The organism is Rhizobium yanglingense (assembly GCF_977109285.1).
Genome location: NZ_CDSAWY010000004.1, coordinates 460,053 through 474,530 on the forward strand (window position 1 = coordinate 460,053; position 14,478 = coordinate 474,530).

A 14,478-nucleotide genomic window follows, 5' to 3' on the forward strand; every position below is an offset into this window, starting at 1 on the left:
TCGTGGCGCCTGTGGCCCGTTACATGCCCCAGGTGGGTGCTCCCGTTACATGCCCCGTTACATGCCCCGCTACCTGCCAAGGACGTGGGGCAGCCGTCCGCGCCGACAACGGCCGAAAAAAATTGGGCCGGGAAAAAATTGATCGGCACTATTTACCAAATGCGAACGATTTATTCGTTTCCCTTTTGTACTCTTTGCCTCTTCCCTTTAGCGCTGACTCTCTCCATATTCCGCGCATGGCCAAATCGACGAAGAAATCCCCCGCCCCGAACGGCTTCGAGGAAGCCCCGCAGTCGTCCATTGAAGGCGCTTCATTGGAGGGCTCCGTCGCCGACTGGGTGAAGCAGCTCGAGGCCGATGCCGAGGCGTCGAGCGTCGAGACGCAGCGCGAGATAGCCTCCAAGGCCGGCAAGCACCGCAAGAAGGTGGAGATCGCCGCCTCGAAATCGGCGCGCGGCACCTCGATGGGCGGTTCGACCGATCCGAAGACTCGCGCCGCCGCCGGCCTCAATCCGGTCTCCGGCATGGATACGACGCTGGAGGAGGCCTCGCAGCTTTCGGCCAGCACCGCCGTCACGGCCACGGTCGAGGCGCTTTCGGCGCTCATCGAGTCCGGCAATCCACTGCACAAGAACGGCAAGATCTGGACACCGCACCGCCCGGCCCGGCCGGAGAAATCCGAAGGCGGAATCACCATCCGCATGGCTTCGGACTACCAGCCCGCCGGCGACCAGCCGGCCGCCATCAAGGACCTCGTCGAGGGCCTGGTAAACGGCGATCGCTCGCAGGTGTTGCTCGGCGTCACCGGCTCGGGCAAGACCTTCACCATGGCCAAGGTGATCGAGGCGACACAGCGCCCCGCCGTCATCCTGGCGCCGAACAAGACGCTCGCCGCCCAGCTCTATTCCGAGTTCAAGAACTTCTTCCCGGACAACGCCGTCGAATATTTCGTCTCCTACTACGACTACTACCAGCCGGAGGCCTACGTCCCGCGCTCCGACACCTATATCGAGAAGGAATCCTCGATCAACGAGCAGATTGACCGCATGCGCCACTCGGCGACGCGCTCGCTGCTGGAGCGCGACGACTGCATCATCGTCGCCTCCGTCTCCTGCATCTACGGTATCGGCTCGGTCGAGACCTACACCGCCATGACCTTCCAGATGTCGGTCGGCGACCGTCTCGACCAGCGCCAGCTGCTCGCCGATCTCGTCGCCCAGCAATACAAGCGCCGCGACATGGATTTCCAGCGCGGCTCGTTCCGGGTCCGCGGCGACACGATCGAGCTCTTCCCGGCGCACCTCGAAGATGCTGCCTGGCGCATAAGCATGTTCGGCGACGAGATCGACGCCATCACCGAGTTCGACCCGCTGACCGGCCAGAAGACCGGCGACCTGAAATCGGTCAAGATCTACGCCAATTCGCACTATGTCACACCACGCCCCACCCTCAACGGCGCCATCAAGGCGATCAAGGAGGAGCTGAGGCTCCGCCTCGCCGAGCTGGAAAAGGCCGGCCGCCTGCTGGAGGCCCAGCGCCTGGAGCAGCGCACCCGCTACGACATCGAGATGCTGGAGGCCACCGGCTCCTGCGCCGGCATCGAGAACTATTCGCGCTACCTGACCGGGCGCGCCCCCGGCGAGCCGCCGCCCACCCTCTTCGAATACATCCCCGACAACGCCCTGCTCTTCATCGACGAGAGCCACGTCACCGTGCCGCAGATCGGCGGCATGTACCGCGGCGACTTCCGCCGCAAGGCGACGCTCGCCGAATACGGCTTCCGCCTGCCGTCCTGCATGGACAACCGCCCGCTGCGCTTCGAGGAATGGGATGCGATGCGCCCGGACACCGTCGCTGTCTCCGCCACGCCGGGCGGCTGGGAGATGGAGCAGGCCGGCGGCGTCTTCGCCGAACAGGTCATCCGCCCGACCGGCCTCATCGACCCGCCGGTGGAAGTTCGCTCCGCCCGCTCCCAGGTCGACGACGTGCTCGGCGAAATCCGCGAGACTGCCGCCAAGGGCTACCGCACCCTCGTCACAGTGCTTACCAAGCGCATGGCCGAGGATCTCACCGAATACCTGCACGAGCAGGGCGTGCGTGTCCGCTACATGCATTCCGACATCGACACGCTTGAGCGCATCGAGATCATCCGCGACCTGCGCCTCGGCGCCTTCGACGTGCTGGTCGGCATCAACCTTTTGCGCGAGGGCCTCGATATCCCCGAATGCGGCTTCGTCGCCATCCTCGACGCCGACAAGGAGGGCTTCCTGCGCTCCGAAACATCGCTGATCCAGACGATCGGCCGCGCCGCGCGCAACGTCGACGGCAAGGTCATCCTCTATGCCGACACCGTCACCGGCTCGATGAAGCGCGCCATGGAGGAAACCAGCCGCCGCCGCGAAAAGCAGGTGGTCTACAACGAGGAACACGGCATCACCCCGGAATCGGTGAAGGCCCGCATTTCCGATATCCTCGATTCGGTCTACGAACGCGACCACGTCCGCGCCGACATCTCCGGCGTCTCCGGCAAGGGTTTCGCCGACGGCGGCAACCTCGTCGGCAACAACTTGGCTGCTCATCTCAACGCGCTGGAAAAACAGATGCGCGACGCTGCCGCCGACCTCGATTTCGAAAAAGCCGCCCGCCTCCGCGACGAAATCAAACGCCTCAAGGCCGCAGAGCTGGCGGTCATGGACGACCCGATGGCCCGCGAGGAGTCAAGGGCGATGGAGGGCGGACGTAAGGATGCCTCGAGGCTCCGGTCTTCGACCTCCGCGCCTCAGCATGGGGGTGGAGCAAGCCGTGCCGCAACTGGCGCCAGCAGAAGCCCTCATGGTGAGGAGGCTCAACGGACAGTCTCGAACCACGAGGGCGGGCGTGGAACCTCCTCCTTCGCCAAACCCAGCCTCGACGACATGGGACCCGGCACCGACACCGCAATACCGCTCTTCCGCAAGCCCGATCTGGATGAAATGGGCCGCGACGTCGCCGAACCCGCGAGGAAGCCCCTTTTCCGCAAAAACACCCTCGACGAAATGACCGTCGGCCGCACCGAAAAACCAGTCACCGGCAAGCTGCCGATAAAGCCGGATGCCGCGAAGAGCACGAAGCCCTTCTCACCGCTGGAAGAAGGCCAGCCGGAACGCGCCGACGCGCCCTCCTCTCCGTCATCCTCGGGCTTGACCCGAGGATCCAGCGACGACCCCCGCCCCCTCGTCCGCGGCAAAACGGGCGCCGGCTCCTACGAGGACCCTGCGGATCAGAAGCGCAAGGGCCGGACGAAGGGCAAGACCGGGCGTCCGGGCCACTGAACTTCCTCCCCATCGAGGACTCGGTCGGGGATCCAGTCGGCGCGGTGAATGACCCTTTCTATGCACCCTTCAGTCAAGCCACTGATCGACGTGCAGCACCTGGTCGGAAATCGTTGTCGGTCACGACATGCGAAACCAGTTTCCGACCGGCCGTCCATAAATGCGCGCATATGATCCGTATAATCACGCCTGCGATGCGCCTGCGAGGATCAATATCCAGAATTGGACGTTAAGCGTGGATCCTCGGGTCAAGCCCGAGGATGACCGACAGCCGTGGAGCGCCCCCTACTCCGCGGCCTCCCCACGCCGCTCCGTCACGGCCACCATCGCCACCATTTCCACCTCGTAGGAATACCCCTCGAGCATCTGATAGGCATGCTCGATCGCCTCGATCTGGCCTTCCGCCTTGCGGATGGCGTCGGTGATCGACTGGCTGCGGGCGCGCAGCATGGAGCCGAGCACGTCGGTTTCCGGGCGACGGCCGAGGCGGTCTATGTGCTGGCGCACGCGGTTGCGGTGGCGCTCCAGCTCCAGGATGTGGAAGCGGTTCTTGACGATATCGTCGGAGAGTTTTCTGCGCATGGCCGCCACCGCGTCGAAGCTGCCGGGTTCGCGCTCGTCGAGGATGACGTCGTTGACGAGCTTTTCCAGCATCAGCACGCCTTCGAGGTCCTTGGGGTCGGCAAGCTGCGGATCGTAGCCGGTGTCGTCGTAGACGCGGCGGCGCACCGGGTCCTTCAAGAGTTCGTAGGCGGTCTGCAACCGGCCGAAATGCTCCGCATCGCCGCCCGAGTCGGGATGCGCGGTCTTGGCGGCCTTGCGCCAGGCGCTTCGGATCGCCTGCTCGCCGGCGTCGCGGTCAAGTCCAAGCAAAATATAGGGATCGATCAAACCGCCCACCTGTCCATTAGCATTCACCTGTCCCCACTCCCGTGACCTACCCCCTCGGCCCTCCGGCATCAAGCCCGAAGCACCCGCGCCCGCCATATTCGGGTCCAGTCGGGACGAAATTGTGGAGCGGCATGTGAATTCGCTGGGACGCACGAGCGCTTCGATGAACCGACTTCGGCGGCCATCCCTCATTCCTATGCTTGTCACAGGGCACCAGCAGCGCCACGTCCATGGCGCGGGAGGCTCATTCAACACTGTAAGAGAGTCACTCACGGCGCCGGCACGGCGCCGACGCGCCGAGGTTGGATTGCTCTGAAAAACACAGGGAATGGGGCGCGCCGCAGATGGCGGCGGGTATGGAACCGCAGGGTGCAGGCGGCGGTCGATATCGCTGCAGAGGAAGCGCGGCACGGTCCCGTTCCGTTACGGAATCCGCAAATGACACAGGCCGCACTGCGAAAGGTAACATTTCGTCAAGTGTTTGAATCTTTGGCGTTTCCGGGCTTGCATCAGCGCATGCCACAATATTGCCGCTTGCTTTTTTCCCAAAATGCTGTCACCAATTGCAGCACTCGGGCATTAGCATGCCGGTGACTGGACAGATGTGGTAAAGCCTTCCGTTACGGAAGGCGGCGCGGGTAACCCCCGCCTGCGTAGACGTTCTTTCCCCGTACGTGACTTCTCCGACTGACCCTTCGTTCCGGTCTAACGGGACGAAAGCTAAAGCCGTCCGCTTCCTCTCGGGGGCGCGGATACCAGACAGACTAAGGGAAAAGGACTATCCCACATGGCCACCAAAGGCGTCGTAAAATTCTTCAACCAGGACAAGGGTTTTGGTTTCATCACTCCTGACGGCGGTGCAAAGGACGTATTCGTCCACATCTCCGCTCTCCAGGCATCCGGCATCCAGTCGCTGCGCGAAGGCCAGCAGGTCACTTTCGACACCGAGCCGGACCGCATGGGCAAGGGCCCGAAGGCCGTCAACATCTCGGCCAACTGATTTTAGTTTCTGCCACGGCAGGAATGAGAACGGCGCCTCCCAGGCGCCGTTTTTGCTTTGGGCCTCAGGCGCTCAGCGCCTCCTTGGCACCTGAAAAATCCACCGCCGCAAACGCCGCCGCGATCACCTCCGGCCCGGCGCCTGCCTTTGCCGCATCGCTCGACAGAATCTGCCGGTAGCGCCTGGCGCCCGGCAGCCCGGTGACGAGCCCGACCATATGCCGCGCCACATGCTGCAGCCGCCCGCCGGTTTCGATATGCCGCACGGCATAGGCCATCATGCGGTCGCGCAGCCCGTCCCAGTCCGGCTCGGCCGCCGGCGCGCCGAAGAAGCGGTGATCGAGATCCGCCAGGATCCCCGCATTCTGATAGGCCGCCCGCCCCAGCATCACGCCGTCGACATGCTCCAGATGCGCCGCTGCCTCGTCCAGCGTCTGGATGCCGCCGTTGATACCGATAAAGACCTCCGGCCACCGCTCCTTCATGCGATAGACGATGCCGTAGTCGAGCGGCGGGATCTCGCGGTTCTCCTTCGGGCTCAGCCCTTTGAGCCAGGCCTTGCGCGCATGGATCCACACGGCATCGGCGCCTGCGTCCAGCACCCGCGCCAACAGTTCCGGCAGTGCCTCTTCCGGCTCTTGCTCGTCCACGCCGATCCGGCATTTTACCGTGACCGGTACCTTGGAGACTGCCTTCATGGCCTTAACGCAATTCGCCACCACCTCCGGCGTCAGCATCAGGCAGGCCCCGAAGGTTCCCGATTGCACCCGGTCCGAAGGACAGCCGACATTGAGGTTGATCTCGTCGTAGCTGTAGGGCCCGGCGATCCGCAGCGCCTCAGCAAGTTTCACCGGATCCGATCCGCCGAGCTGCAGCGCCACCGGATGCTCGTCGCTATCAAACGACAGCAGCCTCTCCCGCGGCCCGTGAATGATCGCGTCCGCCACGACCATTTCGGTATAGAGCAAAGCATTCCGGCTGATCTGCCGGTGGAAATACCGGCAATGGCGATCGGTCCAGTCGATCATAGGTGCAACGGCGAAGACGGAGCCATTGGAATAATGCCCCTTGCCGTCCGCCACAGACATCTTGCCTTGCGTCATAACTCGATCTCGTTTCGCTGCCGCCCCGCTGCTCCGAACCGGCACATGGAGAGCTCAGCTCACGCGGGACGAGGGCTTATACAGAAGAAACAGGTCCAAGGCCAGCTCGCGTCATCGCTGCATCGCTTAAGCCGCAATGAGCAGTAGCACGTAGGCGATGACGGTCACCATCAGCCCGCGGAAAGCGCGCGATGGCCGACAGGATGTCGGCATTGTTGAGATATTCGTTGAAGAGGTAGACCTCGTCCCGGCGCTGCGCGGCATCCGAGAACCGATGGCGGTGCTTGCCCCAGGAACCCCAGAAAAGCGAGGTCGACTTGTTCACGTGGCGCGGCAGCACCACGAGGATGGCCGATATGATCGAAAACCCGAGGCTGCGGCAAGCAAGCCTGAGAAAAGCATACTTTGCGGGGAACCTTCAACTCCGATGCACGTCCTCTACTGTGGGCAGCGTGCAGCAGAGCCATATTGGTGCGCATCCCCCGGCAAACCCCGTTAGGCGAAGAACGCGTTAGCCGGGCGGGGAAGGCCCAAATGTTCGCGAAGCGTCGTTCCCTCGTAATCGTTGCGGAAAAGGCCACGCCGTTGCAATTCCGGAACAAGCCGCTGCGTTACATCGTCCAGACCTTGGGGTAGATAGGGAAAGACGACTGTAAATCCGTCCGACGCTTCCTCCGAAAGCCAGGCCTCCATTTCGTCGGCAATGGTTTGCGGCGTCCCAACGAAGGCAAGTCCGGCATAGCCGCCGTAGCGCTGTGCGAGCTGGCGAACCGTCAGTTTCTCTTCCTGCGCCAAGCGCACGGCCTGGGCGCGTCCGGTTTTGCTGGCATTGGTTTCCGGAATTTCCGGCAAGGGCTGATCGGGATCGAAACCCGATGCATCATGGCCTAGCGCGATTGACAGTGAAGCGATCGCACTGTCGTAGTGCACAAGGCTGTCGAGCTTGGCGCGTTTGGCTTTCGCCTCCTCGACCGTGTCGCCGATCACGATGAGTGCAGCCGGCAAGATCTTCAAATGCTCGGGCTTGCGACCGAACGCTGGCATTCGCCTCTTGATGTCCGCATAAAGCATCTTGGCGGCGGCAAGATCGCGCGGTGAACAGAAGACGAGCTCCGCGGTCTCGGCGGCAAGCTGGCGACCGGGCTCCGATTGCCCCGCCTGCACGATCACCGGCCAGCCCTGGACAGGCCGGGCAATGTTAAGTGGGCCACGCACGCTGAGTTCTTTACCCTTGTGATCAAGCACGTGCATCTTCGCCGCGTCGAAGAAAATGCCGCTTTGCTGGTCGCGGATGAAGGCATCGTCCGCAAAACTGTCCCAGAGCCCGGTGACGACCTCGTAGAATTCGCGCGCCCGCGCATATCGCTCGCCATGTTCGACATGCTCGTCCAGGCCGAAATTCCGGGCGGAATTCGGGATTGGACGTGGTGACGATATTCCAGGCGGCGCGTCCGTTACTGATATGATCAAGCGAGGCGAAGCGGCGGGCGACATGATACGGCTCGTCGAACGTGGTCGAAGCTGTGGCGGCAAGGCCGATCTTTTCCGTGACCGAGGCAAGCGCCGAAAGCAGCGTGAAGGGCTCGAACGACGTGACCGTATGACTGCGGACAAGCGCGTCGATCGGCATGTTCAACACGGCCAGATGGTCGGCCATGAAGAAGGCATCGAACTTCGCCTCCTCGAGCTTTTGGATGAACGACCTGATATGGCCGAAATTGAAATTCGCGTCCGGGTAAGATCCGGGATAACGCCACGCTCCCGTGTGCAGGCTGACCGGACGCATGAAGGCTGTAAGATGCAGGGATTTTGCCATGAAGCGGGCTCTCGCAGATATCGTTAGCTCTAAAGGTATGTATGCATCCGCTCGGCGCTAAGGAACGCCGTTGCATCAATGGCAGCGGAAATGAAAAAATTGTCTTGAGGAGAGCTTGGCGGCATCATCGCTCCGGCGGCTGCTAAGACCAGCAGTTTGAGGCTGCAAGCTTCGTCTTCGCCGCACCGCGTTCTCAGATCCCTTGAAGCTCCCGTGCACAATGGTCGCGGCAAAACAGCAAATCACCAAACTATTTTCTATAAATTCAGCAGAAAAAGAACGACCAGTCTTTCTTGGTGGCGCCCTGTTCCCTTAGGCTTCCTGACATGCGGTAGCGAACGGTTTTTGTATCCGACCCGCCTTTGCCTGTGGCCTTTAGGAGACCAATGATTATTCCAAGCCTCGTATCCGAACCATCCGTTGGGATCACTCCAGCGGTGCCGGCCGTTGGTTCCCCATCGGCTCGGTCGAGAATATCGCCGATCAGTTGCAGGATCGGTACGAGCGGGGCGCACCGATTGATTCAATTTCCTGGCCTTCACCCTGAAATACGAACTCGGCCTTTCCGCAGTGACAGATCACCTGATCCCCGAACTGCAGCGGCGCGGGATATTTTCCACCACGACTACCAGCACGAGACCCTCAGGCAGAATCTGTGTGTGTGAGGCAGGACAGGACGAGGAAAAACAGATGACACGCTATGTTATCATCGGGGCCGGCGCGGTCGGCGCGAGCCTCGCTGCGCAGTTCGAGCAATCCGGCATCAAATATGCATTGGTCGGCCGCGGAGCGCAGATCAGCCACATCAGGAAACACGGCCTGAGCTACCAGCGCCCTTCGGGTACGCGGCAGATAAATCTGAATGCCTTCGACCTAGCCGATCCACCCGAATTGACGCCGGACGATATCCTGTTGCTGACGGTGAAGTCGCAGGATGCGGCCGGCGCCCTCGCCTTCTGGTCCTGGCGAAACGTATCGAACTCCACAGGTGCGGCGGCGACAAGCCTTCCGGTGGTAACTTTCCAAAATGGGCTTGCAACGGAAGCGGCTGCGCTCAGGACCTTTACCCATGTCTATGGGGCAAGTATCCTGACGCCGGCACGGTTTACCGAGACGGGCAAGGTCGTTGTGGGCGGAGATCCGCAGGTTGGCGTGATCACGGTCGGGCGCTTTCCATTTGGGCGTGACGAAACGGGCGACCGGATTGCCGCAGACCTGAACCATGCGGGCTATCTCGTAGAGGCAAGCGCCGAGATCCGTCGCTGGAAATCGGCCAAGCTCCTTCACAACGTGCGAAACGTGCTGGAACTGTTCGATGGGGCCGCCGATCTGCGGGGTGCGATCGGGGAGGCTCTCGTGGATGAGGCGCGACGCGCTCTTCAGGCTGCTGGGTACACACTTGCATTGCCGTCTGAGCGGACCGTCGATATTTCGGATTGGCGCACGGCGCAAAACAGCGGCATCCATCCGGGCCAGCAATCGACCTGGCAAAGTTTTACGCGCGGTGCGTCGAGCGAGGTCGATTTTCTTAACGGCGAGATCGTCTTGCTTGGTCGTCTCCATGGCACATCGACACCTTACAATGCGGCTGTTCAGGTGCTTGCAGGGAGATTGGCACATCAAGGCGACTTCTCGAGCGCGCTGCCGCTTGACGCGATCCTGCAACTGGTCGACAAATCCCATCAGGCGAGACAGACCGGTCTCGCTGCAGCGAGGTGAGCGGCAGTCTGCCGATCCCATGACGATGACACAACGAACCTGAAGAGCCCCATGAGAGAAGCCATAGCAGACCAGATCCTCACCGCCGCCAGCGCGCTTTTTTATCGCGAAGGCATCCGGGCGGTCGGCATAGATCGCATCATAGAGGAAGCGAATGTTGCCAAGGCAACGCTATACCGTCATTTCCCGTCGAAGGACCATCTCGTTGCAGCCTATCTCCAGGCTCGTCACGATCGGGTTATCCGTTCGCTGCAGGAAGTGTTGGATGCAGCCGGGCCTCCAAGGGACCAGATCAAACTGATCTTCGAGCGCCTGCACGAAAAGGCCGATAGCCCCGAGTTTCGGGGCTGCGCTTTTGCTCTTGCGGTCGCCGAGCACGGCGATTCCGAACGTGTTGTGTCCGTCGCGCGAACCCATAAGGCGATGGTGAGGGACATATTTGCCGCCATCATGGCGAGAGCAAGTGACACCCCGGACCAAGCAGTGGCGCATCTTTCCCTTCTCTATGAAGGAGCCCTCGCCACGGTGGCGGTTGGACGCGATCCGCGCGCCGTTCTCGTTGCCCGCGATTGCGCACTTTCCGTCTTCGATACGGCAGTCTCCACCGATCAGCCCTCCTGAAAGCAGCAGACCATGACAAAGACCATCGATTATTTCTTCGGCATCGGCTCGCCCTGGGCCTTCATCGGCCTGGAGCCCTTCGCGGCACTGGCGAGCGAGCATGGCGCCATGATCCGCCCCTATGTCATTCCCCTGATTGAGGACAATGGCGGTATCTACTCGCGCAATCGGCCGGAAGCGCGCCGGGCCTACTGGACGAAGGACCTGAAACGCTGGGCGGCACTGCGGGGAAAGGTTCTTAACTTCGACAACCGCGCCGCCCTTTCAGATCCGACACCGGCCGGCTTCATGGTCATCGCCGCCATCGAGGCAGGCAAAGATTGGCTCAAGCTGACGAAAGCGCTTCAGGAAGCCTTCTGGACGCGCGGCGAGGATATCGGCAACGCCGAGATCCGCTGGGCGATTGCTGACGCTGCGGGCTTTGACGGTGCTGCATTGAATGAGCAGGGCCAGAGCGACGCTGTGCAGGCGATCCGGAAAGCCAACTACGAGACCGCCAAGACCGCCGGCGTGTTTGGCCTTCCGACCTTCGGTTACGAGGATGAACTCTACTGGGGACAGGACAGCCTGCCTTTCCTGGAAAAACATCTCAAAGGCGAAAAACTGGTCGCCTGATTTCTTCGCCAACGGCTGCCCGCGACGCAGTTTGCGGCCTACCAGACATATCTCCGGAGTTCTCCATGTCTCTTTCCCTGCCGGGTTCCCTCGTCTCCACCGAATGGCTGGCGGCACATCTCGACCATCCAGACCTTGTTATTCTCGACGGGTCCTTCAAGCTACCGGGCGTCACGCCTGTCGCTGCCGAGGATTTTGCGGCGCGTCATATCCCCAACGCGCGCTTCTTCGATATCGATGACATTGCCGATCACGAGACTTCGCTACCGCACTTGCTGCCCTCTGCCGATGCCTTCGAGCGTTATGCCTCCAACCTCGGCATCTCGAACGACTGCACCGTCGTAGTCTATGATACGCCCGGCCTGATGTCGGCCGGTCGCGTCTGGTGGACATTGCGCACCTTCGGTCACGACAAGGTCGCAGTGCTCGGCGGCGGCTTGAGGAAATGGTTGGCGGACGGTCGCCCGGTCACCAATCAGGTTACGCCGGCACGCATGGGCCATTTCCACGCGAGCTTCCATCCTGACGCCGTGCGTTCCAAGGCTCAGGTCCTCGGCAATCTCCATAGCCGGGCCGATCAGGTCATCGACGCACGGTCCGCCGCCCGCTTCACGGCAGACGAGAAGGAAGCGCGTCCGGGACTGCGCTCCGGCCATATTCCGGGTAGCCTCAACCTTCCCTTCAACGCGCTTACCAATTCCCAGACGGGCGAATTGGTGGATGTCGCCAGCATCGCGAAGGCGTTCGAGACGGCAGGCCTCGATTTCTCAAAGCCTGTTATCGCAAGCTGCGGTTCCGGCGTAACCGCCGCGGCACTCGCCGCTGCATCTGGTCTGCAACCAACCGTATCAGCGCCTGCATAGCCAGCTGGACAATGGCCAATTCAGCCGCTCGACCAAGATCAAGGACCGGGAGCCGGTTCGTATCAACCCCGTTGATGCGGCCAAGCGCGGCATCTTGGAGGGCGATATCGTGCGTCTCTTCAACGCGCGAGGCAGTTGCCTTGCTGCAGCTGTGTTGAGTGAAGACGTTCGAAGGGGCGTCATGCAGCTTGCAACGGGCGCATGGTTCGCGCCGGACGACCCGACGGCAGAGAAAGCCATGTGCGTCCACGGCAATCCGAACATCCTCACTCGCGATGTCGGAACTTCCCAGCTGGCGCAGGGCTCAACCGGACAGATCACGAAGGTAGAAGTGAAACGGTTTGCCGGAGAACCGCCGCCGTTGCGGATTTTCGAGGGGATGAAGTTCGGTGTATCGGCTGACAGATCCAGCCCTGATCAAACAGCGCCGTGAGTAACGATCGAAAGTCCCCTGAAAAGCTGATTCTAACAGCTGCGAGAACCACGGCAAAATAATCCATAATTTTAGTAGAAAAAGAACAACTGGTCTTTCTCCATTGAGCCACCATGCTAGGCTATCGCCATGATCTTCTCGTCAAAAAACAAGGGGCCGCTCACGACCGGAAAACTATCAGCAAGCACGGTCTTCGGCTGAATGGCGATCAAGCGCTGAGCAATTGCGCCAGCGCCAAGCATTCGTTCTGGCCGTCCAGGTGACGTAAGCAGACAGACTTTTCTCGGTTTTCAGGCAGGCGTTTCGCCGGCTCGGCAAGGTCGCCGAAGCGGATGCGGTTCGGTGCACCGTTCGCAGGAAATCTGGATGAGGACGCACTGGTAGAACTGAGACAGCTCGAAATTACAGGCACAGACAACAACTCGAACCATCAGGACCCTTCATGACCGAACGCTTTACCTTGCTCTCCTTTTCCAGGCGCCGGCTGCTGATCACGACATCCGCGGCGGCTGCAGCCGTTCTGGTCGCAACGACGGGGTTTGCTCCGGCCCAGGCTGCCGACAGCCCGCGCGACGGCGGCGACATCACCTTCCTGATCGAACTCGCCCGGCGACACATGGATTCCGAACAACAGCGCGATCTCCAGCTTCCAGGGCCACATCTGGGGCCATGTCGACCGACAAGCTCCTCTATGTCGACGCCGATGGCAAGGTCAGTCCCTGGCTCGCAGACCGCTGGGAGCAGAACGAGAAGGCTACCGAATTCACGCTCCATCTCAAGAGCGGCGTGACCTTCTCCGATGGCTCGCCGCTCGATGCAGCCGCCGTCGTCGCCAATCTCGATATCTGGTACGCAGGGCGCAAGAACGAAGGCATCAACCCGATCGGTCTCTTCCCCAAAACCTACGACCACGCCGAGGCGGTCGACGCGACCACGGTCAAGGTCTTCTTCAAGAAGCCGACGCTCGGTTTTATCCCAACGCTCGGCTATCACGGCTCGATCTTGATTTCCCCGAAGACCATCGCGCAGCCCGCTGCCGAGCAGGCTGACCTTAGCAAGACCTCCGGCAGCGGTCCTTATGTGGTCGTCTCCTGGAAGGAGGGCGATTTCGTCAAGCTGGTGAAGCGCAAGGACTACAACTGGGGTCCTGCGGCCGTCGGCCATACCGGTCCGGCCTTTCTCGACTCGATCACCTACAAGCTAGTGTCAGAACCATCACTCAGGGTCGCCTCGGTTCAGTCCGGGCAAGCCGACGTCGCTTACAATGCCTCCCCTCAGGAGCTGAAATCCCTTAAAGAGGAGGGATTCACGATCGCGACGCCGCGTTATCTTGGCTTCGTGAATGGCTGGGCGGTCAATACCAAGCTTCCGCCCTATGGTGACGTGAAGGTGCGTCAGGCGCTTCAGGCCGGCATCAATCGGCAGGAGATCATCGACACAGTCTACACAGCAGATTGGCAACTGGCGAAATCCTTCATTCAAAGCAACGTGCCCGGCGCGACCGATCACGGCGCCCTGCTGGTTTATGCCCCCGACAAGGCAGAGAAGCTCCTCGACGAGGCGGGCTGGCTCAAGGGCGCCGACGGCATACGCGTCAAGGAAGGAAAGCCGCTGGCGATAACGCTTCACTCAAACCCCTACCTCGCGACGTCGAAGTCCATCGATGAGCTCCATCGCCCAGCAGCTCGGCAAGATCGGCTGGAAGGTCGACATCCGGGCCTACGACGTCGTGACGTACGGCGAGAAGGTCAAGTATGGCGGTCCGGCCGTGCCGGCCTACGAAGTGACGCGCAGCTTCATCGACGCCGGCACTGTCGCCAGCATCCTTACCAACGCCAACAACGGCGAAAACTGGTTCGCGCTGGGTGACAGCGATGCAAAGCTCAACGGACTGCGCGACAAGATCGCCGGTGCCGCCTCCATCGATGCCCGAGAGCCGCTCCTCGACGAGCTGCAGAAATACGTCCTCGAGCAGGGTTACTTCATCCCGCGCACGCAGATCGTCCAGCGCATTTACGTGCAGTCGCCGACCCTCAAGGGCGAAGTCTACAACGGCGTCGCCTATGCCAGCTACTACACCGCCTTTATTACCGATTGACGCGTCGCG

The 14,478-nt window shown here is 61.5% G+C and carries 8 protein-coding genes and 4 pseudogenes; 8 read left to right on the forward strand and 4 right to left on the reverse strand.

The genetic code is table 11. The annotated features are described in order from the left end of the window. Nucleotides 1–236: 236 nt before the first annotated feature. On the forward strand, nucleotides 237–3,311 hold the full coding sequence (uvrB, locus tag ACW4PC_RS07270; protein ID WP_455873320.1) for an excinuclease ABC subunit UvrB: 3,075 nt from the start codon (nucleotides 237–239) through the stop codon (nucleotides 3,309–3,311). 285 nt (nucleotides 3,312–3,596) lie between these two features. Here the strand turns inward: uvrB and ACW4PC_RS07275 are convergent, their stop codons facing one another. Continuing rightward, a complete protein-coding gene (locus tag ACW4PC_RS07275; RefSeq protein WP_167363885.1) occupies nucleotides 3,597–4,202 on the reverse strand; it encodes a J domain-containing protein in 606 nt (201 codons plus the stop codon). Nucleotides 4,203–4,989: 787 nt separating this feature from the next. On the opposite strand from ACW4PC_RS07275, the gene ACW4PC_RS07280 reads away from it, so the two are divergent. Next, nucleotides 4,990–5,202 (forward strand): cold-shock protein, encoded by a 213-nt coding sequence (locus tag ACW4PC_RS07280; protein WP_018900054.1) that lies wholly within the window; start codon nucleotides 4,990–4,992, stop codon nucleotides 5,200–5,202. Nucleotides 5,203–5,266: 64 nt separating this feature from the next. On the opposite strand, the gene dusA is transcribed toward ACW4PC_RS07280, so the two are convergent. From dusA to ACW4PC_RS07295, 3 genes and pseudogenes are all read right to left on the reverse strand, one after another. Then, nucleotides 5,267–6,289, reverse strand: a complete 1,023-nt coding sequence (gene dusA / locus ACW4PC_RS07285; protein ID WP_455873629.1) for a tRNA dihydrouridine(20/20a) synthase DusA — start codon at nucleotides 6,287–6,289, stop codon at nucleotides 5,267–5,269. 141 nt (nucleotides 6,290–6,430) lie between these two features. Next, nucleotides 6,431–6,721 (reverse strand): annotated as a pseudogene (locus ACW4PC_RS07290) (Pycsar system effector family protein); the annotation flags it as partial. A 78-nt stretch (nucleotides 6,722–6,799) separates the two neighbouring features. Then, nucleotides 6,800–8,120 (reverse strand): annotated as a pseudogene (locus tag ACW4PC_RS07295) (LLM class flavin-dependent oxidoreductase). A 690-nt stretch (nucleotides 8,121–8,810) separates the two neighbouring features. Here ACW4PC_RS07295 and ACW4PC_RS07300 point away from each other — a divergent pair. From ACW4PC_RS07300 to ACW4PC_RS07325, 6 genes and pseudogenes are all read left to right on the forward strand, one after another. Continuing rightward, nucleotides 8,811–9,839 (forward strand): ketopantoate reductase family protein, encoded by a 1,029-nt coding sequence (locus ACW4PC_RS07300; RefSeq protein ID WP_455873321.1) that lies wholly within the window; start codon nucleotides 8,811–8,813, stop codon nucleotides 9,837–9,839. 51 nt (nucleotides 9,840–9,890) lie between these two features. Then, entirely contained in the window at nucleotides 9,891–10,460 is a 570-nt protein-coding gene (locus ACW4PC_RS07305; RefSeq protein ID WP_455873322.1) for a TetR/AcrR family transcriptional regulator, read from the forward strand. 12 nt (nucleotides 10,461–10,472) lie between these two features. Continuing rightward, complete coding sequence (locus ACW4PC_RS07310; RefSeq protein ID WP_455873323.1) at nucleotides 10,473–11,075, forward strand: DsbA family protein; 603 nt, start codon at nucleotides 10,473–10,475, stop codon at nucleotides 11,073–11,075. A gap of 65 nt (nucleotides 11,076–11,140) precedes the next feature. Further along, nucleotides 11,141–11,938: a sulfurtransferase gene (locus tag ACW4PC_RS07315; protein WP_455873324.1), complete on the forward strand. Its 798-nt coding sequence runs from the start codon at nucleotides 11,141–11,143 to the stop codon at nucleotides 11,936–11,938. After that, nucleotides 11,895–12,371: pseudogene (locus ACW4PC_RS07320) on the forward strand (molybdopterin dinucleotide binding domain-containing protein); the annotation flags it as partial. The gene ACW4PC_RS07315 and the pseudogene ACW4PC_RS07320, both read left to right, overlap by 44 nt. A 442-nt stretch (nucleotides 12,372–12,813) precedes the next feature. Continuing rightward, nucleotides 12,814–14,469, forward strand: a pseudogene (locus ACW4PC_RS07325) (ABC transporter substrate-binding protein). The last annotated feature ends 9 nt before the right edge of the window (nucleotides 14,470–14,478 follow it).